Here is a 23,638-nt window from a genome sequence, read left to right as displayed (position 1 = left end):
TCAGGAATTGGGCGCGAGCATCAGACGCTCGACCCGGCCGCCCCCGACGATATGCGTCTCGAGAATTTCATCCAGGTCGGCCACGCTATTGAAGCTGTACCAGATGCCCTCGGGATAGATCACCATCACCGGCCCCTTGCCGCAGCGGTCGAGGCAGCCGGCGGAGTTGATCCGTACATCCTTGAGGCCGAGCTTCTTCTGGGCGTCCTTCATGTGTTCGCGCAGCGCCTCGGAACCCCGCCCGGCGCACGAGCCGCGCTTGTTGTCGTCGGGACGGCGATTGGTGCAGATGAAGACATGGACCCGGAAATAATCGGGTGGATCGCCGGGCAGGCGGCTCACGGCTTGCTCTCCTTGGGGCGCGAGCCGGAGGAGAACTGGGACCAGAACATCTTCTGCAGCTGCTCCATGCCCTGGACCCCGGCGGGCAGCCAGACCTTCAGCATGGTCTCCGGTTCCATGGCGTGCAGATTGGCGGCCATCTGATCCTGGATCTGCTTCAGCAGGGCTTCCTGCATGGGCTTGACGTCGGGCAGCCCGAGAAAGGTCCGGGCCTCCTCTGGGGTACAATCCACGTCCACGGTAATCTTCATGTCGTCCTCGTCTTGCGCTCGGCCCACTTTCACCCAAACTAAGCATTAGCCTCCCCCGGCGCAATGTCCTGCCGTTTCAAGGATCGATGAATGTCTCACAATCGACTGGCCGCCGAGACCAGCCCCTATCTGCTGCAGCATGCCCACAATCCCGTCCATTGGTGGGCCTGGGGGCCGGAGGCCCTGGCCGAGGCCAAGGCCAGCAACAAGCCGATCCTGCTGTCGGTGGGCTATTCCGCCTGCCACTGGTGCCACGTCATGGCCCATGAAAGCTTCGAGGACGCTGGCATCGCCGGGCTGATGAACCGTCTGTTCGTCAACATCAAGGTCGATCGCGAGGAACGCCCGGACCTGGATGCCCTCTACCAGAACGCCCTGGGCCTGATGGGCCAGCACGGCGGCTGGCCGCTGACCATGTTCCTGACCCCCGACGCCGAGCCGTTCTGGGGCGGCACCTACTTTCCCGCCACCACCCGCTATGGCCGCGCCGCCTTCCCCGACGTGCTGGAGGGCATCGCCCACAGCTTCCATCGCGACCCGGAGAAGATCAGCCACAATGTGGAGCGCATCCGCGAGAGCCTGGAAAAGATGGCCCGCTCGCCCGGCCCCTTGGCATTGGATATGGAAGTGGTGGATCTGGGCGCCGCCCAATGCCTGCGCCTGATCGATTTCGAGGACGGCGGCACCGTGGGCGCGCCGAAATTCCCCCAGCCCGGCCTGTTCCGTTTCCTGTGGCATTCCTATCTGAGAACCGGCAATTCCAGCCTTAAGGATGCCGTTACCGTGACGCTGAACCACATTTGCCAGGGTGGCATTTATGACCATCTGGGCGGCGGCTTCATGCGCTACTCCACCGACGAGTTCTGGCTGGTGCCCCATTTCGAGAAGATGCTCTACGACAATGCCCAGCTGCTGTCGCTGCTGACCAAGGTGTGGAAGCACACCGGCTCGCCGCTCTACCGCACCCGCATCTTCGAAACGGTGGGCTGGCTGCTGCGCGACATGATGGCCGAGGGCGACGCCTTCGCCGCCGCGCTGGATGCCGACAGCGAGGGCGAGGAAGGGCTGTTCTATACCTGGACGTCGGAGGAACTCTCCGCCCTGATGGACATGGACACCGCCATCCGCTTCGGCACCCTTTACGACGTGCGGGCCCATGGCAATTGGGAGGGGCGCACCATCCTCCACCGCAACCATCCCCGAGGCGGCGGTGATGATGGCGACCTCGCCGAAGCCAAGGCGGTGCTGCTGGCGGCGCGGGACAAGCGCATCTGGCCGGGACGCGACGATAAGGTCCTGGCCGACTGGAACGCCATGGCCATCTCGGCCCTGGCCGAGGCCTCCCTGGCCTTCGATCGCCCGGACTGGCTGACCGCCGCGCGGAAGGCTTTCGAAGTCATCACCACCCGCATGACCCGTCCCGATGGCCGCCCCGCCCATTCCCTGTGCCAGGGCCGGGCCGAAACCGCCGCCGTGCTCGACGATTACGCCTGGTTGATCCTGGCGGCGCTTAGCCTGCATGAAGCCACCGCCGCGCCGGAATACCTGGAGCGTGCTCTTGTCTGGGCGGACCAGGTTCACGCCCATCATTGGGATGGAGCGGAAGGCGGCTACTTCCTTTCGGCCGACGACGCCGGCGACGTGGTGATCCGCACCAAGCCGGCCTTCGACTCGGCGGTGCCCAGCGGCAACGGCATGATGGCCGAGGCCCTGGCCCGGCTGTGGCTGGTCACCGGCGACGAGGCCTGGCGCGAGCGGTCTCAGGCGGTGATCGATGCCTTCGGCGCTGCCATCCCCGAGCAGATTCCCCACATGACGTCCCTGCTGGAGGCCTTCGCTATCCTGGCCGAGCCGCTGCAAGTGGTGATCGTCGGACCGCTGGATGATTCAGGCGGCCGTGCCCTGCTGCGCACTTTCGCCACCACACCCCTGCCGCCGGTCTCGCTGCTGCGGGTGGACAACGGCGCCGCCCTGCCCCCAGGCCATCCGGCCCACGGCAAGTCTCTGGTCGACGGCCGGGCCGCGGCCTATATTTGCCAGGGCTCCACCTGCCGGGCGCCGGTCACCGATCCCGACCAATTGGCCGCCCTGCTCAGCAAGAAGTAACCGCCACCATGCCGCAACTCGCCTTCAATTCCCCCATCGGGCCGCTGGCCCTGTTCGAAGCCGATGGCGCCATCGTCGCGGTGGATTGGGGCTTCCTGCCCGAGAACGACGAGACTCCCCTGCTGCTCAAGGCCCGCGACCAGCTGGAGGAGTATTTCGACGGCAAGCGCACCAGCTTCGACTTGCCGCTGGCGCCGCACGGCACCGCCTTCCAGCAGAAGGTGTGGGCGGCCCTGTCGCGGATTCCCTTCGGCCAGACCCGGAGCTATGGCGAACTGGCCGAGGAATTGGGTACCGCGCCCCGTGCGCTGGGCGGCGCCTGCGGTCGCAATCCTATTCCGGTGATCATTCCCTGCCACCGCGTGCTGGGCGCCAATGGCGCCATGGGCGGCTATTCCGGCATCGATGGCGTGGAGACCAAGGAATTCCTGCTGCGTCATGAAGGAGTCCCCCTCAAGTGAAGACCAACGCCATCCGCATTCACCAGCCCGGTGGCCCCGAGGTCATGGTCTGGGAAGAGGTCGATCTTGCCGTCCCCGCGGCCGGTCAGGTGCTGCTGCGCCATACCGCCGTGGGCCTCAATTACATCGACGTCTATCACCGGAGCGGGCTTTACCCTGCCCCCCTGCCCTTCACCCCCGGCCTGGAAGGCGCCGGCGTGGTCGAAGCGGTGGGTGACGACGTCACGGATTTGAAGGTCGGCGATCGCGTCGCCTATGCCAATCCGCCGCTGGGAGCCTATGCCGAGGTCCGGCTGATGCCCGCCGACCGGCTGGTGAAGCTTCCCGACGCCATCGACGAGCGCACCGCCGCCGCCATGATGCTGCAGGGCATGACCGCCCAATACCTGCTGCGCCGGACCTATCGCGTCCAGGCGGGCGACACCATCCTGATCCATGCCGCCGCCGGCGGGGTGGGTCTGCTGGTCTGCCAGTGGGCCAGGCATCTGGGAGCCACGGTGATCGGCACGGTGGGATCGCCGGAAAAGGCGGAATTGGCCAAGGCCCATGGCTGCGACCATCCTATTCTCTACAAGTCCGAGGATTTCGTGGCAAAGGTACGCGAGATCACCAACGGCGAAGGCGTGCCGGTGGTCTACGATTCCGTGGGCAAGGACACCTTCCTGAAGTCGCTGGATTGCCTGCGGCCGCTGGGCATGATGGTGTCGTTCGGCCAAAGCTCGGGCAAGGTCGAGCCCCTGGATACCGGATTGCTGGCCGCCAAGGGCTCGCTGTTCCTGACCCGGCCGAGCCTGATGGCCTATACCGCCAAGCGCTCCGACATGCTGGCCTCGGCCGGCGAATTGTTCGATGTGGTGGAAAAAGGCGTGGTGAATATCGGAATCAACCAGACCTATGCCCTGAAGGACGCCCCCCAGGCCCATCGTGACCTGGAGGGACGCAAGACCACCGGCTCCACTCTCCTCTTGCCGTAACGCCCCATCCGAAAGAATATTGGACTCCGGGATGTGGCAACGGACCCGGGTCGGAGGATGGCGTGTCCAAGATCGGCAATGTGATGGTGACGACGGTCAGTCTGGTCTGGATGGCTTGGGCGGGCTGGAGCCAGTTCGCCAACCTTCCGGAAGGGACGGTGGAAAACCATTCCTCGGACGCCGTCAAGGAACGGCTGCGCGATTGCTCGGGCACCTTCAAGCAGCGCTACGAGTGCAAGAACCAGGTGGTCATCGACACCGACCGCAATTCCTTCTTCAACATGCTGGGCCGCATCGCCATCGTGGTGGTGCCCCCCATGCTGCTGGCCGGCGGCGTCCATCTATGGCGGCGCCGTTCCGAGGACGACAGCCCCTCTGATGACCTGCTGAGCCAAAGCCATCGCCGCCATCACCGGCGCCGGACGTCGGGGCATAACTGAGGAATGATTGGGGCCACGGCCCCAAACCCCGCCCGGGGCCAATGCCCCGGGCCCCCTTTTGATTCCAAATAGGAAAGAGGGATGCGCGAAGGGACAAGTCCCTTCGCATTGATATCGCCTAGGAATTCATCGCTTCGAAGAAATCGCCGTTGTTCTTCGAGTGCTTGAGCTTGTCCACCAGGAATTCCATGGCGTCGACCACGCCCATGGGCATGAGGATGCGGCGCAGCACCCACATCTTGGACAGGATGCCCTTGTCGACCAGCAGCTCTTCCTTGCGGGTGCCCGACTTGGTGATGTCGATGGCCGGGAAGGTGCGCTTGTCCGACAGCTTGCGGTCCAGGATGATTTCCGAGTTACCGGTGCCCTTGAACTCTTCGAAGATCACTTCGTCCATGCGCGAACCGGTATCGATCAGCGCGGTGGCGATGATGGACAGCGAGCCGCCCTCTTCGATGTTGCGCGCCGCGCCGAAGAAGCGCTTGGGGCGCTGCAGGGCGTTGGCGTCGACGCCGCCGGTCAGCACCTTGCCCGAGCTGGGTACCACGGTGTTGTAGGCGCGGGCCAGGCGGGTGATGGAATCCAGCAGGATGACCACGTCGCGCTTGTGCTCGACCAGACGCTTGGCCTTCTCCAGCACCATCTCGGTGACCTGGACGTGACGGGACGCCGGCTCGTCGAAGGTGGAGCTGATGACTTCACCCTTCACCGAACGGGCCATGTCGGTGACTTCCTCGGGCCGCTCGTCGATCAGCAGCACGATCAGGTAGACCTCGGGGTGATTGAGCGAAATGGCATGGGCCATGTTCTGCAGCATCACGGTCTTGCCGGTGCGCGGCGGCGCGACGATCAGGGCGCGCTGGCCCTTGCCGATGGGAGCCACCAGATCGATCACCCGGGTGGTGAGATCCTTGCGGGTGGGGTCCTCGATCTCCAGCTTCAGCTTCTCGTCGGGATAGAGCGGCGTCAGGTTGTCGAAGTTGATGCGGTGGCGGACCTTTTCCGGGTCCTCGAAATTGATGTTGTTGACCTTCAGCAGGGCGAAATAGCGCTCGCCGTCCTTGGGCGCCCGAATCTGACCGTCCACCGTGTCGCCGGTGCGCAGGCCGAAGCGCCGCACCTGGCTGGGGCTGACATAGATGTCGTCGGGACCGGGAAGATAATTAGCCTCGGGGCTGCGCAGGAAGCCGAACCCGTCCTGCAGGATCTCCAGCACGCCGTCGCCGTAGATGGGCGTATCGTTGTCGGCCAGCTGCTTCAGGATGGCGAACATCATGTCCTGCTTGCGAAGCGTGCTGGCGTTTTCCACCTCCAGCTCTTCGGCAAAGGCCAGGAGTTCGGCCGGGGTCTTCTTCTTCAGGTCCTGCAAATGCATGAGAGAGATCCGTTGGATGGATGTTCCGCGCAATCGATCGGACTTAAGGTGGGACGGGTCCGAACTGTTGCGGACCTGCTGCCGATCAGGAACGGATACGAATGATCCGGCGCGGAAGGGGGATGGTGGGAAACGGGCGTATTGTCCGCCCTGGGAATTTCGCTAGAGCATTAGCCAAAGCTGGCGGTGCTGTCAAAACCTTTCAGAAGGGCTTCACGATCACCACGATGACGATGACGATCATCAGCAAGGTCGGCACCTCGTTGATGACGCGATAGAACTTCTCGGACCGGGTGTTGCGGTCCTCGGCAAAGCCATCCTTGCAGCGGGCGAGGAAAAAATGGGCGATGGTCATGGCGACCACGCAGGCCAGCTTGAGATGAAACCAGCCCTGGGAGAACAGGCCGCCGTCCACCGCCATGACCAGACCGAGAATCCAGGCCAGGACCATGGCGGGGGTCATGATCGCCTTGATCAGGCGGCGTTCCATGATCTTGAAGGTCTCCGAGGTCTCGGAGCGCGGCTTGACCGTGGTGTGGTAGACGAACAGCCGGGGCAGATAAAGCAACCCGGCCATCCACGAGATGATGGCGATGACATGCACCGCCTTGACCCACAGATAGGCCGTTCCACTCAGCATGATGGGCAAACCCGTCCCAGACGCTTGCAGGCCTGGCCGGTAAAGGCTTGCGGCCGGTGAATCACCTCGGCCAATCCCCGGATGAAGGCGGGGTGGCAGCCCAGGGCCGGCACCCGCACATAAGCGGGAATGCCCAGCTGGTCGGCCTTGTGGCGATACTCGATATCCAGTTCCACCAGGGTCTCGGAATGCTCGGAGACGAAGGCGACTGGAACGATCACCACCGGGACCCCATCCCGGGCGGCGCGTTCCAGTTCGGCTTCCGTGCTGGGACCGATCCATTCCATGGGACCCACCCGGCTTTGATAGCAGATGGCCCAGTCGAGATCGGCGATTCCCGTGGCGCTGGCCACGGCCGCCGCGGTCAATTCCACCTGGGCCTGATAGGGATCACCCTTGGCGATCACCGATTTCGGCAAGCCGTGGGCCGAAAAGAGAATGCGGGGCTTGCCGGCGGCGGCGGCCTCCTGATGGCCCGCTTTCGCCAGATCGGCCATGGCGTCCACCAGACCCGGCTCGGTGGGATAGCAGCAGGCCATGCGCGTGGGGACGACAAGACCCTGCCGTTCCGCCTGCTTGTGCCACTCCTTCAGCGATGAGCCCGTGGTGGTGGTCGAGAACTGGGGATACAGCGGCAGCAGCACCACTTCGTCGGCGCCCCATTCCCTGATGGCGGCAACCGTCTCGTAGGTGAAGGGATGCCAATAGCGCATGGCGATGAAACAGCGGAAACCATGTCCCAGCACATGTTCCAGGGCGCGGCCCTGCGCTTCGGTCTCGGGCACCAAAGGCGAGCGCCCGCCCAGCATCTGGTAGATGCCGCGGGCCGTCGGCGCCCGCTTGGCCGAAATATACTTCGCCAGCAGCCAGCGAATGAGAGCGGGTGCGCCGATGATGGCCGGGTCGTTGAACAGGTTGAACAGGAACGGTTTGACCGCATCCAGCGAATCGGGTCCACCGAGATTGAACAGCACGACGGCCGTCTTCCTGCCCCCCGCCTCGCTCATTTCCTTTGCCCCTCAAGCGCCGGGCGGGTGCCTCCGCACCCTTGGCTCCCGCGCTTCGGCTTCGCTTCGCTCATGGTCTCAGCCTTTCCAGCCTTTGACCCGCTCGGCCAGCCGCGCCACGTTGTCCGGCGGAGTCGGCGGGGTGATGCCGTGGCCCAGATTGAAGATGAAGGGTCCTTTGGACAGCGCCTTCAGCACCCGGTCGATACCGGCATCCAGCGCCTCGCCGCCAGCCACCAGCAACAGCGGATCGAGATTGCCCTGGACGGTGCACTTGGGCTGCAACTCGGCCGCCGCCCAGTGCAGCGGCACCGAGGGGTCGAGCGAGACGCCGCTGACCTTGGTCTCGGCCACATAGCGCTTGTAGAGATATCCGGCCCCGCGCGGGAACCCGATCACCGGCACGCCCGGCCGCTCGGTGCGGATGCGCTCCACCAGGGTACGGGTCGTGCCGATCACCCAGCGCTCGAACATGTCCTCGGGCAGGGCTCCGGCCCAGGTGTCGAAAATCTGGATGGCTTCGGCGCCGTTGTCGATCTGGCGGATCAGATAATCGCCGGTGGCCTGGACCAGCAGCGCCATCAGGCGGGCGAACAGCTCCGGCTGGCCGAACATCATGCCCTTGGCCTTGGCGAAATCCTTGGAGCCGCTGCCCTCGATCATATAGGTGGCCACGGTCCAGGGTGCACCGGCGAAACCGATCAGGGCGGTGGTCTTGGGAATGGCGGCGGACAGCTTCTTGACCGTTTCGTAAACCGGCGCGAGATGGTCGTGCAGGCCCGAGAGGTCGAGACCACTCAGATCCTCTGCCGAGCGAATCGGCGTCAATACCGGACCTTCGCCTTCCTTGAACGCGACATGCTGCCGCAACGCGTCGGGAACCACGAGAATGTCGGAGAACAGAATGGCCGCGTCGAAGCCATAGCGCCGCAAGGGCTGCAGGGTGACTTCGCAGGCCAGGTCGGAATTGTAGCAAAGATCCAGGAAGCTGCCGGCTTCGGCCCGGGTGGCCCGGTATTCCGGCAAATAGCGTCCGGCCTGTCGCATCAGCCAGAAGGGCGGAGGCGTAAGGGTCTCGCCGGCAAGGGCGCGGAGGAAGGGCTTGGACGAGCTGGACACGGGGGAACCTCGCGGGCTGGAGATGGCTCTGTCTTACAGACTTTAAGGTTTAGAGAAAAGGTTGCTGTGGTTAGTGGGTGCCTGTGGATAACGGGGATTGGACATTTTGCCGAAGCCATCCACAGGCTTGTCCCAACTTTCGGCCGCCCCTCTCCTCCTTGTGGATGAGTGGGGGTCAACCGGGCCAGACCGTTGTTTTCTCACGCCTTCGCCCCCTGGGGAAAATGGGGAAATCGGATGTCGCCGGCGACGATTCACGCTATTGTCGAGGACAGCGGAAAGGTTTTGGACATGGGGGGATGTGCCTCCATGGAATCGGGGCCAGTGGGGAGCGAATTTCCCACCCCCCGCCGGGACCCCTCCTTATCCACGGTCTTGCGGGTTATCCACAGGCATGAAGAATTTTCACCTCCACCTCGTCTCCGATGCCACCGGCGAGACGGTCACCTCGGTGGCCAGGGCCTGCCTCGTCCAGTTCGAGGGCGTGCAGCCCATCCAGCATAACTGGTGGCTGGTCCGCACCCAGGGTCAGGTGGAGCGGGTCATCGCCGGCATCGAGGACAATCCCGGGCTGGTGTTTTTCACCCTGGTGGACGGCGCGGTGCGCGGCCTGCTGGAGGAAGCGTGCCGCCATCGCGGCATTCCCTGCATCTCGCTGCTTGATCCGGTGATGGCTGGATTGTCGGCCTTCCTGGGCGTCGAGGTTACCGCCCTGCCCGGCCGCCAGTATCAGTTGGACGCCGAGTACTTCCGCCGTATCGATGCCATGCAATTCACCCTGTCCCACGATGATGGCCAGTTGATCGAGTTGGCCGATCAGGCCGATATCGTGCTGGTGGGAGTGTCGCGCTCGTCCAAAACGCCGACCTGCATGTATCTGGCCAATCGCGGCTTCAAATGCGCCAATTATCCCCTGGTGCCCGGCGTGCCGCTGCCGCCCGAGCTGGAACGGGCGAAAAAGCCGCTGGTGGTGGGACTGACCAAAGACCCCAAAAGCCTGTCCGATATCCGCCGCGCCCGGCTGCGCCTGCTGAACCAGGAAGAGGAAGCCGATTACGCCCAGTTCGAGAAGGTCAAGGAGGAGGTCCAGCAGGCGCGGCGCATCTTCTCGCGCCTGGGCTGGCCGGTGGTGGACGTGACGCGCCGCTCCATCGAGGAGGCTTCGGCCACTATCATCCAGCTCTATGAGCGCCATCTGGAAAAGCGCGGGCTCAAGGCGGAGGTCCTGCCCTCATGATCGTGCTCGCCTCGGGCAGCACCGCCAGGGCCCGCATGCTGGAACAGGCGGGAATTGCCTTCACCGTCGACGTGGCGGCGGTCGACGAGGAGGCGGTCAAGCACTCCATGGCGGCCGAGACCCGTAATCCCGCCCGGGTCGCCGAGATCCTGGCCGAGCTGAAGGCGGTGCGCGTCTCGGCGCGCCATCCCGGCGCCCTGGTGATCGGCGCCGACCAGATGCTCGATTGCGACAATGTCTGGTTCGACAAGCCCGCCGACCGGCAGGGGGCGCGGGCCCAATTGCTGGCGCTGCGCCACAAGACTCACCGCCTGACCTCGGCGGTGGTGGCGGTCAGGGACGGGCGGCGGGTGTGGCACCACACCGAAGCCGCCAAGCTGACCATGCGCAACTTCTCGGAAAACTTCCTAGATGGCTATCTCGATCAGGCGGGCGAGGCGGTGCAGACCTCGGTGGGTGCCTACCAGCTGGAGGGCCTGGGTTCCCAGCTGTTCCTGAGCGTCGAGGGCGATTTCTTCACCATCCTCGGCCTGCCCCTGCTGGCCCTGATGGATTTTCTGCGCGAGAACGGAGAGCTGGTCCCATGATCGTGTCCGGTAAGGCCAGACTGGCCGGGGTGCTCGGCTGGCCAGTTTCCCATTCCCGCTCGCCCCGCCTGCACGGCTTCTGGCTGGAGCAAATGGGCATCGACGGCGCCTATCTGCCCCTGGCCGTGGCCCCCGAGCATCTGGAGACCGTGATCCGCGCCCTGCCCCGCATGGGCTTTGCCGGGGCTAATGTCACCGTGCCCCACAAGGAGGCGGTGATGCGGCTGGTGGATCACCTCGATCCCCTGGCCCGGCGTATCGGGGCGGTCAACACCCTGGTGGTCCGCCAGGACGGCACCTTGGAAGGCCGTAACACCGACGCCTATGGTTTTTTCGAAAATCTGCGCCAGGGCTGTCCCCTCTGGGAGCCGACCTCCGGCCCGGCGGCGGTGATCGGCGCCGGGGGCGCCGCCCGCGCCGTGGTGGCGGCGCTGGCCGATGCCGGAGTGCCGGAGATCCGTCTGGCCAATCGCAGCCGCGAGCGCGCCGCGACCCTGGCCGCCGATCTCGGCGGTCCCGTCACGGTGGTGGACTGGGCCGAACGGGCGGAAAGCCTGGAAGGCTGCGCCCTGCTGGTCAATACCACCACCCTGGGGATGACCGGTCAGTCGAGTTTGGATCTGGACCTTGCGGCCCTGCCAACCACGTCCGTGGTTAATGACATCGTCTATGTGCCGCTGGTCACCGATCTGCTGGCCCGCGCGACCGCCCGGGGGAATCCCATTGTCGACGGGCTGGGCATGCTGCTGCATCAGGCGGTGCCCGGCTTTGAGGCCTGGTTCGGGCAACGGCCCCAGGTCAGCGACCAATTGCGGGCCTTCGTCCTGTCATGAAGATCCTGGGCCTGACCGGCTCCATCGGCATGGGCAAAAGCACGGCGGCCGCCATGCTGCGGCGCCTGGGCGTGCCGGTGCACGACGCCGACGCCACGGTGCACGCCCTGTTTGCCCGGGGCGGCAAGGCGGTGGCGGCGGTGGATGCCGCCTTCCCCGGCGTGGTCAGGGACGGAGCGGTGGACCGCACGGCGCTGGGTGCGCAGGTATTCGGCGACGGCGCGGCGCTGAAGCGGCTGGAAGCCATCGTCCACCCCCTGGTCCGCGCCGCCGAGCGCGATTTCCTCGCCCGCCATCGGCGCGCTCGGACGCGGCTGGTGGTTCTCGACATCCCCCTGCTGTTCGAGACCCACGGCGAATCCCGCTGCGACCTGGTGGCGGTGGTCAGCGCCCCCGCCTTCCTTCAGGCGGCCCGGGTGCTGGCCCGGCCGGGCATGACGCGCCAGCGGCTTGACGCGGTGCTGGCCAAGCAGATGCCCGATGGGCAAAAGCGCCGCAGGGCCGACGTGGTGATTCCCACCGGCCTGGGGAAAGGCCCGGCCTTGAAGCGGCTGAAGGCGGTGGTCGCCATGATGCGGGGCTCCCGCCCGGCAGCCCCGGTTGGAGGCGATGCCTCCAAACCTCCCTTTTATTGATGAATCAAAAGGGGGTCTGGGGCATAAGCCCCAGATGGGTTTGGGCGAGAGCCCAATATTTTCTTGGAAAGGCAGTCCCCATGCGCGAGATCGTGCTCGATACGGAAACCACCGGCTTCGATCCCCTCAGCGGTCATCGGCTGGTGGAAATCGGCTGTGTCGAGCTGTTCAACCACCTGCCCACCGGCTCGGTGTTTCATCGCTACTGCAACCCCGAGCGCGACATGCCGGAAGAGGCCTTCAAGGTGCACGGCCTGTCGGCGGATTTCCTGTCGGACAAGCCGCTGTTCGCCGAGATCGTCGCCGACTTCCTGGAATTCATCGGCGATGTGCCGCTGGTCATCCACAACGCCGAATTCGACATGCGCTTCATCAACGCCGAGCTGACGCGGCTGGGCTTTCCCCCCTTGCCCATGAGCCGGTCCATCGACACGGTGATGATGGCGCGCAAGCGCTTTCCCGGCGCCCAGGCCAATCTGGACGCGCTGTGCCGCCGCTTTGAGATCGACAACACCCACCGCACCAAGCACGGGGCCTTGCTGGATTCGGAATTGCTGGCCGAGGTCTATCTGCAGCTGATCGGCGGGCGCCAGCCGGGCCTGGAATTGGGCGGTGGCAAGGGCAATGGTGCCGGCGGCACCGCCAATGCCTCGACCCATCAGGTGACCCGCGAGTTCCGCGAACCCCGGCCCCACGGACCGACCGAGGAGGAAACCGCGGCGCACACGGCGTTCGTGGCCAAGCTCAAGAACGCCGTGTGGCTGAGGGAATAAGACGGGCTGCCGCCCGCACCCGCTTGGGGCCTTGGGCCCCAAACCCCATGGATTAAAAATGGGGTCCGGGGCATTGGCCCCGGATGGGTTTGGGCAATAGCCCAATAATGTTTGTTACGCCTGACCCTGCTGGGCGTTCATCTCGGCCGCGCGGGCACGGTAGAGCTCGACGAAGTCCAGAGGCTGGAGCAGCAGCGGCGGCAGGCCGCCGTCGCGGGTCATATCGGCGACGATATTGCGGGCGAAGGGGAACAGCAGGCGCGGGCACTCGATGAGCAGCACCGGGTGGATCTGCTCTTCCGGCAGGTTCAGGGTGAACACGCCAGCATAGGCCAGTTCCAGGATGAACAGCGCCTTGCCGTCCAGCAGGGCCTCGATCTTGAGGTGGAGCACCACTTCATAGGCATTGGCGCCCACATTGCCCACGTTGACGTCCACATGGATCGGAATCTCGGGATTCTTGCCCTGCATCTCGATGAAGGAATGGGGCGCGCCGGGGATCTCGAAGGACAGGTCCTTGATGTACTGCATGTTGACCTGCAGCTGGGGCAGGTCCTCGGACGGCGTCTGGGCGTCGGTCATGGTGTTCTCCGGATGGGACGACATCGATCAAAAGGCTGGTAAGGGGCGTAGCACGGACACCTTCACGGCTCAAGCCGCTTGTGATCCGGGGGCTGGTTCGGGTCGGGCTCGGGAGAAAGGATCTCGTATTCGCCCTCGATGATGGTGGGATCGGAGGGTGAAGCCGGGCCCGGGCTGACCACCACGGCGCGGAGCAGCAGCGCCCGCACCGGCGGCAGCAGCAGCAGCAGCGCCAGCCCGTCGCTGATGAAGCCGGGCAGCATCAGCAGGAAGCCGGCGAAGGCGATGCAGATTCCGTCAAAGACGATGGGTCCCGGCGGCTCGCCCCGTTCCAGCCTGGCCCTGAGGTCGAGCGCCAGCCCCAGGCCGCCGCCGCGCAGCAGGGCCGAGCCGGCCAGGATGGCCAGGACGGTCAAACCCACGGTGGCCAGTCCGCCGATGGCGTCCGCCACGCGGATCCACACCAGGACCTCGGCCACCGGCAAAGTCAGCAGGCCAACCAGGAATGCCCATGCCATGCTTGCTCTTTCCCCCAACCCGTCTTATGTCTTTGACTGGAAACGCAGCCTACCTTGGACTGGCCTGATGAACGACGGCTATCATTTTCTCGACATCGTTTTTTTCGCAATGGTCGCCGCCTTCCTGGTGCTGCGCCTGCGCAGCGTGCTGGGCAAGCGCACCGGCGCCGAGCGTCCGCCCGAGCAGTGGACCCCGCCCGAGGCCGCCGCCGATAACGTGGTGGATCTGCAAAGCGTCCGCCGCTCGGCGTCCGAGCCGCCGGCCGAGACTCCCATGGGCCAGGGGCTGGCCGCCATCCGCGCCGCCGACCGGGGCTTTGACCTGGACGGCTTCCTGGGCGGTGCCAAGGCGGCGTTCGAGATGATCGTCATCGCCTTCGCCCATGGCGACAAGGCGACCTTGCAGCCGCTGCTGGCTCCCGATGTTTACCGTCACTTCAGCGACGCCATCGATGCGCGGCGCCAGCATGGCGAGACGCTGCAGACCGAGCTGGTGGGCATCCGCACTGCCGAACTGGTGGAGGCCGGGATGGACGGCCGCTTCGCCGCGCTGACCATCCGCTTCGTCAGCGAGCAGGTCAACGCGCTGCGCGACGCCAAGGGCGAAGTGGTGGAAGGCAATCCCGAGCGGGTGATCGACGTGATCGACCTGTGGACCTTCCGCCGCGATACCCGCTCCGCCGATCCCAACTGGGCGCTGGCCGCCACCCACACGCCCGAGCCATGAGGCGTTTCGCCGCCGCTGCCCTGGTGGCCGCGTCGCTGGCCGCCTGCGCCACGCCGGAACCGGCGCCGGCTCCCGCTCCCGCCGGGCCGGACCGCATGGTGCTGCAACCCCTGTCCTTCGACCAGCTGGCCGGCTGGTCCGAGGACGAATCGGCCCGGGTGCTGCCGGCGCTTCTTAAGTCCTGCAACCGCATCACCAAGCTGCCGCTGGACAAGTCCGTGGGCTTCGAGGGGGTGGGTGGCACCGCCGCCGACTGGTATGCCCCCTGCGCTGCCGCCCAGCGGGTGGCCGACGGCGACCACATGGCGGCCCGCATCCTGTTCGAAAGCTGGTTCACGCCCTGGCGGGTGACCAATGGCGGCCGGGCCGACGGCTTGTTCACCGGCTATTTCGAGCCGGAGATCCGGGGCTCGCGCCAGCGCAAGGCGCCTTACATCCATCCCATCTTCGGCAAGCCCAACGATCTGGTGGTCACCGGATCGGGCGAGCAGGCCATCGGCCGGATGGAGAACGGGCGGCTGGTGCCCTATTACACCCGGGCCGAAATCGACAAGGGCGTCCTGATCGGCAAGGCCCCCGTGCTGGTGTGGACCGACGATCCGGTGGATCTGGCCATCATGCAGATTCAGGGCTCCGGACGGGTGCGGCTGGACGACGGGTCGGTGATCCGGCTGGGCGTGGCGGGCAGCAACGGCCACAAATTCGTCGGCATCGGCAAGGTGCTGAAGGACGAGGGTAAGCTGGGCGCCGACACCTCCATGCCGGCCATCCGCGCCTGGCTCAAGGCCCATCCCGAGGAAGGCCGCACCCTGCTGGGCCGCAATCCCCGCTATATCTTCTATGGCTTCAACACCGGTGGCGAAGGCCCCCTGGGCACCGAGGGCGTGGCGCTGACGCCTGAACGCTCCCTGGCCGTCGACCCGCGATTCGTGCCGCTGGGCGCCCCCGTCTGGGTGGACAGCATCGACCCGGCGGGCCGGCCGCTGCGCCGCCTGATGGTGGCCCAGGATACCGGTGCCGCCATCAAGGGCCCGGTGCGCGGCGACGTGTTCTGGGGGGCGGGCGAAGCCGCCTTCCAGGTCGCCGGCAAGATGAAGAGCCCCGGGCGCCTGGTGCTTTTCCTGCCCAGGGCGCGCTCGCCCCGGCTGGCCGAGAGGTAGGGGTTGCCTTCCAGGCCCCTCTTGTCCATCCTTCGCGACGGCACAGTGGTTTCAAGACGGAGCGGATCGCGGCGATGAGCCGATTGCTGGCGGAATGGAAGGAACGCAAGGGGCGCGAGGAGGAGCAGTTGCACGAGCAGCTCTGCGCCGCCATCCGCGCGGGTCAGGTCCAGGTCTATACCGATCCCCGCCTGCTGGATTTCCAGGGCTCGCCGGTGCATCAGCACTGGGATCATCTGCTGCCCCTGACCATCGAGGCCACCCTGGCCCTGATCATTCTGCTGGCCAGCGGCATCGCCACCGGCATCGTCGCCATGACGCTGTGCGTGCTGGCCCATCTTTACGGCAACAAATACTACGTGGCCTGGCGCCTGAAGATGCGGGCCCATGCCTACCTCATGGCGGGCTATGCCCAATTCGTCACCCTGTGGCAGCTGGGCGGCGTCGCCCTGGTGGTCAAGGGGGTCAACGAGGCGCCTTGCCTTGCACCCAAGGGCGACTGGCGCAAATTCATCCGCCGCAATCTGGGCGAGGGCGAGTCCCAGGCTCAGGCCATGGCCAACGCCCCGGTTCCCGCCGGTCCGCGCATGACCGCTCCGCCGGCCCAGCCCGCCGCCGCTCCCTCCCCGCCGCCGCCCGAGCCGACTCCGGCCCCGGTGGTCATGGAGACCGCGCCCCTGGCCGACGCCCTGCAGCCCGAGCCGCCGGCCACCGCCGAGCCCGAGGTGATGGCTCCGCCAAGCCCCAAGCCGGGGGATCGCTGGGCCTCCATCGCCGACGAGGACGTGCCGCACGACGAGGTCGTGCCGAAATCATGAGGAGTCCGAGGCGATGACCCGGGCGCGTCTGGTCGAACCGCGCCAGCCCCGCCGCCGGATGGTCACCGCCGACGAGATCCGGGTCTGGAAGGCGGTGGTGGCCGAGGCCAAGCCCCTGCCCGGCCGGTCGCCTCCCGCCGATCCCTCCCCCGAAGCCGCCGCCTTGCCCGAACCGGTGGCCTCGCCGCCGCCGCCGCCGGGCAAGCCGCCGGTGCGCCCCTCGGCCCATCCCCCCACGCCGCCCCGCACCGGCCATGGCGAGTTGCACCACGGCAACTCCCCCGGCCTGGACCGCCGCTCCGCCGAGCGGCTGAAGCGCGGCGAAATGGAAATCGAGGCCGATCTCGACCTGCACGGCCTGACCCAGGACATGGCCCACGCCCAGCTGACCGCCTTCATCCAGCGCTGCTGGGTGGCGCAGCGCCGCTGCGTCCTGGTGGTCACCGGCAAGGGCGCCCAGGGCTTCGGCATCCTGCGCGCCCAGGTGCCGCGCTGGCTGAACCAAAGCCCGCTGCGGGAACGCATCCTGGGCTTTTCCTACGCCCAGCCTCGCCACGGCGGCGACGGCGCGCTGTACGTCCTGATCCGCAGGCAAAGGGCATGAGACCAAATACGGACCGTCAGGCCGGATTTGGTCTCCAGCGGCCATTGAGGCCGCGGCCCAGCGAACGGAGTTCGCGCCCGGCGAGGGCGGCATGACTCCCTTCGGGGCGCGAATCCGCGCACTGCGCGAGGCCAAGGGCATTCAGTTGCGCCAGATGGCCACGGACCTCCATATCTCGGCCGCCTATCTCTCGGCCATGGAGCACGGCCATCGCGGCCGTCCGGCCCCCGGTCTGGTCATGCAGATCTGCGGCTATCTGGGGTGTATCTGGGACGAGGCCGAGGAGCTGAAATCCCTGGCCGAGCTGTCCCACCCCAAGGTGACGCTGGATACCTCGGGCCTCACCCCCGCCCATACCGAGCTGGCCAATCGCCTGGGGCGGTCCATCCGTGATCTGCCCGATGAGACGGTGGCGCGGTTGCTGGAGGTGTTGGGGGACCGGTAGCGGGGCTTTGCCCCGCACCCCATCGGGAGGGGAACCTCCCGAACCCTCCCTTTATTTCAGTCGGAAGCTTCTCTTTTCCGGGCGCTCCAGCCGGCCGTCCTTCACCAGGGCGGCCAGGGTGCGGTAGAGGGCCTCGTGGGTCAGGCCGATCTCACTGGCGATTGCGGAGAGGGGCTGGTCCAGGGTGACGGCGGTCTCGGCGGCGCCCAGCAGGGTCAGCCAGGCCACCACCCGGTCCCGCGCGCCGGGCAGGCGCATGATCTCCTGACCGGCCCGCAATCTTTGGACCTCGCGGGCCAGGGCCGCCGAGAAAGCCAGGTTGAGGTCGGGATGGGCGCGCAGGTAAAGCAGGACCGCCGCCTTGGGGAACACCTTGACCCGGCTGGGCCTGTCGGCCACGGCGTCACAGGCGTAGTGCGAAGCGAACAGGGCGCTTTCTGCCAATAGCGATCCGGTCTTGGCAAGATGCAGGGTGGCGCCGTGGCGGCCAAGGCGTATCCGCCCCCGCTCCACCTGAAACACGGCGCGGGCCTCGTCACCGTCGCGGAACAGGGCCTCGCCGGCTTCCAGGCTGCGGCCGGTGGCGCGGATGCCACCGAGAATCCTGCCCCAGTCTTCCATGTCACCCCCCAAAGACTATGATTCTAATCATAGTGCACCGGGGCCTCGGCCCCAAACCCTCCATTCCTTTCAAAAAGAAAGGGAGGTTTGGAGGCCCCCTCCAAGCGGGCTTGGGCGGCAGCCCAATCGCGGCTACAAAATGAACTTGGCCAGATCCGCCGTCTTGGCCAGCTCGCCCACCCGCTCCCTTACCATCTCGGCCGTGATGGTGACGGTGGTGCCGGGTGGCTGGTCGGGCGCGGTGAAGCTGATCTCCTCCAGCAGCCGCTCCATGACGGTCTGCAGGCGCCGTGCTCCGATATTCTCCACGGTGGCGTTGATCTCGGCGGCCAGATCGGCGATGGCGTCCACCGAGCCGGGCTCGAAGGTGAGGGTGACCTCCTCGGTGGCGAGCAGGGCCTCGTACTGCTTGAGCAGGCTGGCCTCGGGCTCGGTGAGGATGCGCACCAGATCGTCGCGGGACAGCGCCTTCAGCTCGACCCGGATGGGCAGGCGTCCCTGCAGTTCGGGCAGCAGATCCGAGGGCTTGGCCAGATGGAAGGCTCCCGAGGCGATGAACAGCACGTGGTCGGTCTTCACCGAACCGTGTTTGGTGGCCACGGTGGTGCCCTCGATCAGGGGCAGCAGGTCGCGCTGCACCCCTTCGCGCGAGACATCGCCGCCCACATGGTGTTCGGACGAGCGGGCGCAGATCTTGTCGATCTCGTCGATGAAGACGATGCCGTGATTTTCCACCGCCCAGATGGCGTCCTTCACCACCTTGTCCTGGTCGAGCAGCTTGTCGGATTCCTCGGCGGTCAGGACGTCCAGGGCTTCGGGCACCGGCAGCTTGCGCGGCCGGGTGCGGCCGCCGCCCAGGGCCTTGCCCAGCATGTCGCCGAGATTGATCATGCCCACCTGCGAGCCAGGCATGCCGGGAATGTCGAAGGTGGGCAGGCCGGCGCCGCCGGTCTCGGCCACCTGAATTTCCACTTCCTTGGCATCCAGGGCGCCCTCGCGCAGCATCTTGCGGAACTTCTGGCGGGTCTCGGTTCCGGCGGTCTCGCCCACCAGGGCGTCGAGCAGGCGTTCCTCGGCGGCGATCTCGGCCTTGGCGGTGACCTGCTTGCGCAGGCGTTCCCGCGTCATCAGGATGGCGACCTCGACCAGATCGCGGACGATCTGCTCCACGTCGCGGCCCACATAGCCCACCTCGGTGAACTTGGTGGCCTCCACCTTGAGGAAGGGGGCCTGGGCCAGACGGGCCAGGCGCCTGGCGATCTCGGTCTTGCCCACGCCGGTGGGGCCGATCATCAGGATATTCTTGGGCAGAACCTCCTCGCGCAGGGACTCGGAAAGCTGCTGGCGGCGCCAGCGGTTCCTGAGCGCGATGGCCACGGCGCGCTTGGCGTCATTCTGGCCGACGATGAACCGGTCCAGTTCCGAAACGATTTCGCGGGGGGAGAAGGCGGCGGCGCTCATCACAGGCTTTCCACGATCATGTTGCCGTTGGTGTAGACGCAGATGCCCGCGGCGATAGCCATGGCCTTGCGGGCGATGGTCTCGGCGTCCAGGCCGTCGATGTCGATCAGGGCGCGGGCGGCGGCCAGGGCGTAATTGCCACCCGAGCCGATGCCGATGATGCCGTCCTCGGGCTCCAGCACATCGCCCTGGCCGGTGAGGACCAGCGAGACGTCCTTGTCGGCCACCGCCATCATGGCTTCCAGGCGGCGGAGATAGCGGTCGGTGCGCCAGTCCTTGGCCAGCTCGACGCAGGCCCGGGTCAGCTGGCCGGGATGCTTTTCCAGCTTGGCTTCCAGGCGCTCCAGCAAGGTGAAGGCGTCGGCGGTGGCGCCGGCAAAGCCCACCAGGATGGACCCGCCGCCCACCTTGCGCACCTTGCGGGCATTGCCCTTGATCACCGTGGCGCCCAGGCTGACCTGGCCGTCGCCGGCGATGACCACGCGCCCGTCCTTGCGCAGGCAGAGGATGGTCGTGCCGTGCCAGGAAGGAAGAGAGGACTCGGACATGAGGCTGACCCAAATGGAAAAGGGGCGGGCATCATAGCAGACGCTCGCCGCCTTTGTCGCGGCCCGGGGTCAGGGGTTGCCCACGGCGGGTGCTTTGGGGGTTTCCACCGCTTTGGGCTGCTCATTGGGAATCAACGGCAAGCCCGCGGCCTGCTTGTTTCGAATTTCCTGAATGGTGGCGTTCAGGTTGACGAAGCGCTCCGGCGCCGTCGGGTGGGTCGTGGCGTGGGAAATGCTGCTGGGGTCGCTCACCGCCATCCGTCGCCAAACCTTCGGGGCGTCGTCTATGGTGTATCCGGCGCGGGCCATGATGTAGAGCCCGACATAATCAGCCTCGTTCTCGTAGTCCTGGCTGTTGATATTGCGGGCCATGGCACCGCCGGACTTGCTGAAATATCCGCCGGTATTGACCCCGCCCAGGGCCGCGATGACGTCCAGCACGCCGCCCGCCACCTGGCCCGCCACCATGTTGCCTCCCTTGGCGCCCATTCCGCCGTGCTTCCTCAGGGAATGAGCCAGTTCATGCCCCATGATCAGGGCCAGTTCCTCCTCGCTCTTTAGGAAGTCCAACATGCCGGTCTGCACGTTGATGTCTTTCTCGGTGGCAAAGGCGTTCATTGAACTGTCGACGATGATGTTGCTGGGATAGTCGCAGGCCCGTTCCGGCGTGATGACCAGGTCGCTGGTCTGGTCGCCGCGCCGGATGGCGAGGGTGATAGGCGCGTTGGTAGCACGATTGAACCGGGCGCTGGTTGACTCAAGGAAACTCTTGGTGGCTGGAATGGGGAATCCGCCCATGGCCGTGACCAGGTCGCCGGTCTTCAGTCCCGCCCGTTCGGCCGCCGAGCCCCGGGTGACACTGATCACCATGGGGGTGGAACTGAGGCCAGGATAGGCCGTTGCAAGCAACTTGCCGGCGGCGCCATTGACGTCGTCGGTGCTTAAGGTGAGAAATCCCGTCCGCCAATTGATCCGGGCATCGCAAAAGTCGCTGGCGGCCACGCTGAGGCGGTGAACAACGCCGTCGAACAGACTGCGCTGTTCCAAATGATTTTGCAGCAGCAAGGCATATTGCTGGTTGGTTTCGGTTCGAAGGCTCTTGGCATCGACTTCCGGCCGCTGGGTGGTGGGTGCGCAAGCGCCCAGTGCCGCCGCCATCATGGCGGCGGTCAAACAGGAACCAAATTTCATGGTGATGCCCCCCGCATCCGATCACAAGAACGAATGCATGCACCATACAGGCGAAGAGGGTATTCGGCAATCCGCGGCGGAAGTTATAGTTTACGGCTGCTCCGATTGCTTGTGGCGGCTCGCACTGGCATAGGGCGCGCATTCCTGATACTAAACGGGGCAGATTATGGAGGGCCCCATGCGCAAGGCTGCCATCACGCGCAATACCAACGAAACCAGCATCAAGGTCGCCGTCGATCTGGACGGCAGCGGCAAGTATGCCGTGAGCACCGGGGTGGGTTTCCTCGACCACATGCTGGAGCAGCTGTCCCGGCACTCGCTGATGGACCTCGAGGTGGACGCCAAGGGCGACCTCCACATCGACGCCCACCACACCACCGAGGATGTGGGCATTGCCATTGGCCAGGCGGTGAACCAGGCCCTGGGCGATCGCAAGGGCATCTGCCGCTACGGCTCGGCCTATGTCCCCATGGACGAGGCCCTGACCCGGGTGGCGCTGGACCTGTCCAACCGTCCTTACCTGATTTGGAAGGTGGCGTTCGGCCGCGACAAGCTGGGCACCATGGACACCGAGCTGTTCAAGGAATGGTTCCAGGCCTTTGCCCAGGCTGCCGGCGCGACGCTGCACGTGGAAAGCCTCTACGGCGACAACGACCACCACATCGTGGAAAGCTGCTTCAAGGCCCTGGCCCGCGCCCTGCGCGAGGCGGTGGAGATCGACCCGCGCAAGGCCGACGCGGTGCCTTCGACCAAGGGCACCCTTGGAGGATCGCTATGAGCGTCGCTTCGCGTCGCTCGGGGGGGGTTCTGTGACCGGGATCGTCGCCATCATCGATTACGGCTCGGGCAATCTGCGCTCGGCCGCCAAGGCGTTCGAGCGGGTGGTGGCCGAGGCCAGCCTGAATCTTTCCGTTGCCGTCACCAATGATCCCAAGGTGGTGGACCGTGCCGATCGCGTCGTGCTGCCCGGCGTGGGCGCCTTTGCCGATTGTCGCGCTGGCCTTCTGGCCCTGCCGGGCATGGCCGAGACCCTGACCGAGCGGGTGCTGGCGCGGGGCGTCCCGTTCTTCGGCATCTGCGTCGGCATGCAGTTGATGGCCAGCATCGGCCGCGAACACGGCCTGCATGCCGGTCTGGGCTGGGTGGCGGGCGAGGTGGTGCCGTTGGGCGTCGAGGACCAGGGCCTCAAGGTCCCGCATATGGGCTGGAACCAGCTGGTGCCCGATGGCCTCTCCCATCCGCTGCTGGCCGGTCTGGATTCGGAGGCCCACGCCTATTTCGTCCATTCCTACAAATTCGAGCCGGCCAACCCCGCCCATCGTCTCGCCCATGTGGAATACGGCGGCCAGGTGACCGCCGTGGTGGGCCGCGACAACATGGTCGGCACCCAATTCCATCCCGAAAAGTCCCAGATCACGGGGCTCAAGGTGATTTCCAACTTTCTGACCTGGACTCCCTAAAATGTTTCTGTTCCCCGCCATCGACCTCAAGGACGGCGCCTGTGTCCGGCTCAAGCTGGGCCTGATGGAGGAATCCACGGTGTTCAACACCGATCCCGGCGCCCAGGCCCGCGACTTCGCCGCCGCCGGGGCCGAGTGGATTCACGTGGTCGATCTCAACGGCGCCTTCGCCGGCAAGCCGGTCAACGGCGCCGCGGTGGACAGCATCCTCAAATCCGTTTCGGTTCCGGTCCAGTTGGGCGGCGGCATCCGCGAGATGGCCACCATCGAGGATTGGCTGGCGCGGGGCATCCGCCGGGTGATCCTCGGCACCGTGGCCTTGAAGAATCCGGCCCTGGTCAAGGAGGCCTGCCAGCGCTTTCCCGGTCGGGTGGCGGTGGGCATCGACGCCAAGGGCGGCAAGGTGGCGGTGGAAGGCTGGGCCGAGACCTCGGACCTCACCGTGCTGGAGCTGGCGCGCAAGTTCGAAGATTGCGGCGTCGCCGCCCTGATCTACACCGATATCGACCGTGACGGCGTGCTGGCCGGTCCCAACGTGGCGGCCACCGCCGCGCTGGCCGATGCCATCTCCATTCCGGTGATCGCTTCGGGCGGCGTGTCGTCGCTGGTCGATCTCAAGGCGCTGAAGGCTTATCCCAAGCTGGAAGGCGTCATCTCGGGCCGCGCCATCTATGACGGGCGCATCGACGTGGCCCAGGCCATCGCCCTCCTGAAGGCCTGAGC

At 66.0% G+C, this 23,638-nt stretch carries 29 protein-coding genes; 17 read left to right on the top strand and 12 right to left on the bottom strand.

Going from position 1 to position 23,638, the window contains the following annotated elements; all coding sequences use genetic code 11:
* Positions 1-342, bottom strand: a complete 342-nt coding sequence (locus AMB_RS23070; RefSeq protein WP_011386903.1) for a (2Fe-2S) ferredoxin domain-containing protein — start codon at positions 340-342, stop codon at positions 1-3.
* Positions 339-593: a DUF6489 family protein gene (locus AMB_RS23065; protein ID WP_043745710.1), complete on the bottom strand. Its 255-nt coding sequence runs from the start codon at positions 591-593 to the stop codon at positions 339-341. Before AMB_RS23065 ends, AMB_RS23070 begins: the two co-directional genes overlap by 4 nt.
* Positions 594-683: 90 nt before the next feature.
* Here AMB_RS23065 and AMB_RS23060 point away from each other — a divergent pair, with 90 nt between their 5' ends.
* The 4 genes from AMB_RS23060 to AMB_RS23045 all read left to right on the top strand — a co-directional run bounded on the left by AMB_RS23060 (position 684) and on the right by AMB_RS23045 (position 4,574).
* A complete protein-coding gene (locus tag AMB_RS23060; protein ID WP_011386901.1) occupies positions 684-2,699 on the top strand; it encodes a thioredoxin domain-containing protein in 2,016 nt (671 codons plus the stop codon).
* A gap of 8 nt (positions 2,700-2,707) precedes the next feature.
* Positions 2,708-3,160: a methylated-DNA--[protein]-cysteine S-methyltransferase gene (locus tag AMB_RS23055; RefSeq protein ID WP_011386900.1), complete on the top strand. Its 453-nt coding sequence runs from the start codon at positions 2,708-2,710 to the stop codon at positions 3,158-3,160.
* A complete protein-coding gene (locus AMB_RS23050; RefSeq protein ID WP_011386899.1) occupies positions 3,157-4,134 on the top strand; it encodes a quinone oxidoreductase family protein in 978 nt (325 codons plus the stop codon). Before AMB_RS23055 ends, AMB_RS23050 begins: the two co-directional genes overlap by 4 nt.
* A 62-nt stretch (positions 4,135-4,196) precedes the next feature.
* Complete coding sequence (locus AMB_RS23045; protein ID WP_011386898.1) at positions 4,197-4,574, top strand: hypothetical protein; 378 nt, start codon at positions 4,197-4,199, stop codon at positions 4,572-4,574.
* 118 nt (positions 4,575-4,692) lie between these two features.
* On the opposite strand, the gene rho is transcribed toward AMB_RS23045, so the two are convergent.
* The 4 genes from rho to hemE form a co-directional block, all read right to left on the bottom strand.
* Complete coding sequence (gene rho / locus AMB_RS23040; RefSeq protein ID WP_011386897.1) at positions 4,693-5,949, bottom strand: transcription termination factor Rho; 1,257 nt, start codon at positions 5,947-5,949, stop codon at positions 4,693-4,695.
* A 202-nt stretch (positions 5,950-6,151) separates the two neighbouring features.
* Positions 6,152-6,589: a protoporphyrinogen oxidase HemJ gene (gene hemJ / locus AMB_RS23035; RefSeq protein WP_011386896.1), complete on the bottom strand. Its 438-nt coding sequence runs from the start codon at positions 6,587-6,589 to the stop codon at positions 6,152-6,154.
* Complete coding sequence (hemH, locus tag AMB_RS23030; protein WP_011386895.1) at positions 6,583-7,596, bottom strand: ferrochelatase; 1,014 nt, start codon at positions 7,594-7,596, stop codon at positions 6,583-6,585. The genes hemJ and hemH overlap by 7 nt, the downstream gene beginning before the upstream one ends.
* Positions 7,597-7,674: 78 nt before the next feature.
* Positions 7,675-8,715, bottom strand: a complete 1,041-nt coding sequence (hemE, locus tag AMB_RS23025; RefSeq protein WP_011386894.1) for a uroporphyrinogen decarboxylase — start codon at positions 8,713-8,715, stop codon at positions 7,675-7,677.
* A gap of 394 nt (positions 8,716-9,109) precedes the next feature.
* Between hemE and AMB_RS23020 the strand changes: the two genes are divergently transcribed.
* The 5 genes from AMB_RS23020 (at position 9,110) to dnaQ (ending at position 12,780) form a co-directional block, all read left to right on the top strand.
* Positions 9,110-9,952: a pyruvate, water dikinase regulatory protein gene (locus AMB_RS23020; protein ID WP_043745708.1), complete on the top strand. Its 843-nt coding sequence runs from the start codon at positions 9,110-9,112 to the stop codon at positions 9,950-9,952.
* Positions 9,949-10,539 (top strand): Maf family protein, encoded by a 591-nt coding sequence (locus AMB_RS23015; RefSeq protein WP_043745707.1) that lies wholly within the window; start codon positions 9,949-9,951, stop codon positions 10,537-10,539. Before AMB_RS23020 ends, AMB_RS23015 begins: the two co-directional genes overlap by 4 nt.
* Positions 10,536-11,372: a shikimate dehydrogenase gene (locus AMB_RS23010; protein WP_043745705.1), complete on the top strand. Its 837-nt coding sequence runs from the start codon at positions 10,536-10,538 to the stop codon at positions 11,370-11,372. Before AMB_RS23015 ends, AMB_RS23010 begins: the two co-directional genes overlap by 4 nt.
* A complete protein-coding gene (gene coaE / locus AMB_RS23005; protein WP_011386890.1) occupies positions 11,369-12,007 on the top strand; it encodes a dephospho-CoA kinase in 639 nt (212 codons plus the stop codon). Before AMB_RS23010 ends, coaE begins: the two co-directional genes overlap by 4 nt.
* Before the next feature lie 80 nt (positions 12,008-12,087).
* Entirely contained in the window at positions 12,088-12,780 is a 693-nt protein-coding gene (gene dnaQ, locus AMB_RS23000) for a DNA polymerase III subunit epsilon (RefSeq protein WP_043745703.1), read from the top strand.
* Positions 12,781-12,894: 114 nt separating this feature from the next.
* Here the strand turns inward: dnaQ and secB are convergent, their stop codons facing one another.
* Both secB and AMB_RS22990 read right to left on the bottom strand, forming a co-directional pair.
* Positions 12,895-13,362 carry a protein-export chaperone SecB gene (gene secB / locus AMB_RS22995; RefSeq protein ID WP_011386888.1) on the bottom strand — a complete coding sequence of 156 codons (468 nt, stop codon included), beginning with the start codon at positions 13,360-13,362 and terminating at the stop codon, positions 12,895-12,897.
* A gap of 62 nt (positions 13,363-13,424) precedes the next feature.
* On the bottom strand, positions 13,425-13,880 hold the full coding sequence (locus tag AMB_RS22990) for an FxsA family protein (protein ID WP_050750786.1): 456 nt from the start codon (positions 13,878-13,880) through the stop codon (positions 13,425-13,427).
* Between the two features lie 67 nt (positions 13,881-13,947).
* Between AMB_RS22990 and AMB_RS22985 the strand changes: the two genes are divergently transcribed.
* The 5 genes from AMB_RS22985 (at position 13,948) to AMB_RS22965 (ending at position 17,634) form a co-directional block, all read left to right on the top strand.
* Positions 13,948-14,607, top strand: coding sequence for a Tim44/TimA family putative adaptor protein (locus tag AMB_RS22985; RefSeq protein WP_043745702.1), 660 nt, complete (start codon positions 13,948-13,950; stop codon positions 14,605-14,607).
* Positions 14,604-15,767: a murein transglycosylase A gene (locus AMB_RS22980; RefSeq protein ID WP_011386886.1), complete on the top strand. Its 1,164-nt coding sequence runs from the start codon at positions 14,604-14,606 to the stop codon at positions 15,765-15,767. Before AMB_RS22985 ends, AMB_RS22980 begins: the two co-directional genes overlap by 4 nt.
* 74 nt (positions 15,768-15,841) lie before the next feature.
* A complete protein-coding gene (locus AMB_RS22975) occupies positions 15,842-16,585 on the top strand; it encodes a hypothetical protein (RefSeq protein ID WP_011386885.1) in 744 nt (247 codons plus the stop codon).
* Between the two features lie 13 nt (positions 16,586-16,598).
* On the top strand, positions 16,599-17,189 hold the full coding sequence (locus AMB_RS22970; RefSeq protein ID WP_011386884.1) for a Smr/MutS family protein: 591 nt from the start codon (positions 16,599-16,601) through the stop codon (positions 17,187-17,189).
* A gap of 91 nt (positions 17,190-17,280) precedes the next feature.
* A complete protein-coding gene (locus AMB_RS22965) occupies positions 17,281-17,634 on the top strand; it encodes a helix-turn-helix domain-containing protein (protein WP_011386883.1) in 354 nt (117 codons plus the stop codon).
* A 51-nt stretch (positions 17,635-17,685) separates the two neighbouring features.
* Here the strand turns inward: AMB_RS22965 and AMB_RS22960 are convergent, their stop codons facing one another.
* From AMB_RS22960 to AMB_RS23675, 4 genes are all read right to left on the bottom strand, one after another.
* Positions 17,686-18,255 (bottom strand): Crp/Fnr family transcriptional regulator, encoded by a 570-nt coding sequence (locus AMB_RS22960; RefSeq protein ID WP_011386882.1) that lies wholly within the window; start codon positions 18,253-18,255, stop codon positions 17,686-17,688.
* A gap of 132 nt (positions 18,256-18,387) precedes the next feature.
* Positions 18,388-19,716 (bottom strand): ATP-dependent protease ATPase subunit HslU, encoded by a 1,329-nt coding sequence (gene hslU / locus AMB_RS22955; protein WP_011386881.1) that lies wholly within the window; start codon positions 19,714-19,716, stop codon positions 18,388-18,390.
* Positions 19,716-20,264: an ATP-dependent protease subunit HslV gene (gene hslV, locus AMB_RS22950; RefSeq protein WP_011386880.1), complete on the bottom strand. Its 549-nt coding sequence runs from the start codon at positions 20,262-20,264 to the stop codon at positions 19,716-19,718. Before hslV ends, hslU begins: the two co-directional genes overlap by 1 nt.
* A 69-nt stretch (positions 20,265-20,333) precedes the next feature.
* A complete protein-coding gene (locus AMB_RS23675) occupies positions 20,334-21,437 on the bottom strand; it encodes a M48 family metallopeptidase (protein ID WP_050750785.1) in 1,104 nt (367 codons plus the stop codon).
* 196 nt (positions 21,438-21,633) lie between these two features.
* Between AMB_RS23675 and hisB the strand changes: the two genes are divergently transcribed.
* The 3 genes from hisB to hisA are packed head-to-tail and all read left to right on the top strand — an operon-like array spanning position 21,634 to position 23,636.
* Complete coding sequence (hisB, locus tag AMB_RS22940; protein ID WP_043747210.1) at positions 21,634-22,233, top strand: imidazoleglycerol-phosphate dehydratase HisB; 600 nt, start codon at positions 21,634-21,636, stop codon at positions 22,231-22,233.
* A gap of 31 nt (positions 22,234-22,264) precedes the next feature.
* Entirely contained in the window at positions 22,265-22,915 is a 651-nt protein-coding gene (hisH, locus tag AMB_RS22935; protein WP_083763585.1) for an imidazole glycerol phosphate synthase subunit HisH, read from the top strand.
* Position 22,916: 1 nt separating this feature from the next.
* On the top strand, positions 22,917-23,636 hold the full coding sequence (gene hisA, locus AMB_RS22930; RefSeq protein WP_011386876.1) for a 1-(5-phosphoribosyl)-5-[(5-phosphoribosylamino)methylideneamino]imidazole-4-carboxamide isomerase: 720 nt from the start codon (positions 22,917-22,919) through the stop codon (positions 23,634-23,636).
* Positions 23,637-23,638: the final 2 nt, after the last annotated feature.

It is taken from the genome of Paramagnetospirillum magneticum AMB-1 (assembly GCF_000009985.1).
Taxonomy (GTDB): domain Bacteria; phylum Pseudomonadota; class Alphaproteobacteria; order Rhodospirillales; family Magnetospirillaceae; genus Phaeospirillum; species Phaeospirillum magneticum.
This window is presented reverse-complemented; position numbering and strand designations above follow the sequence as displayed.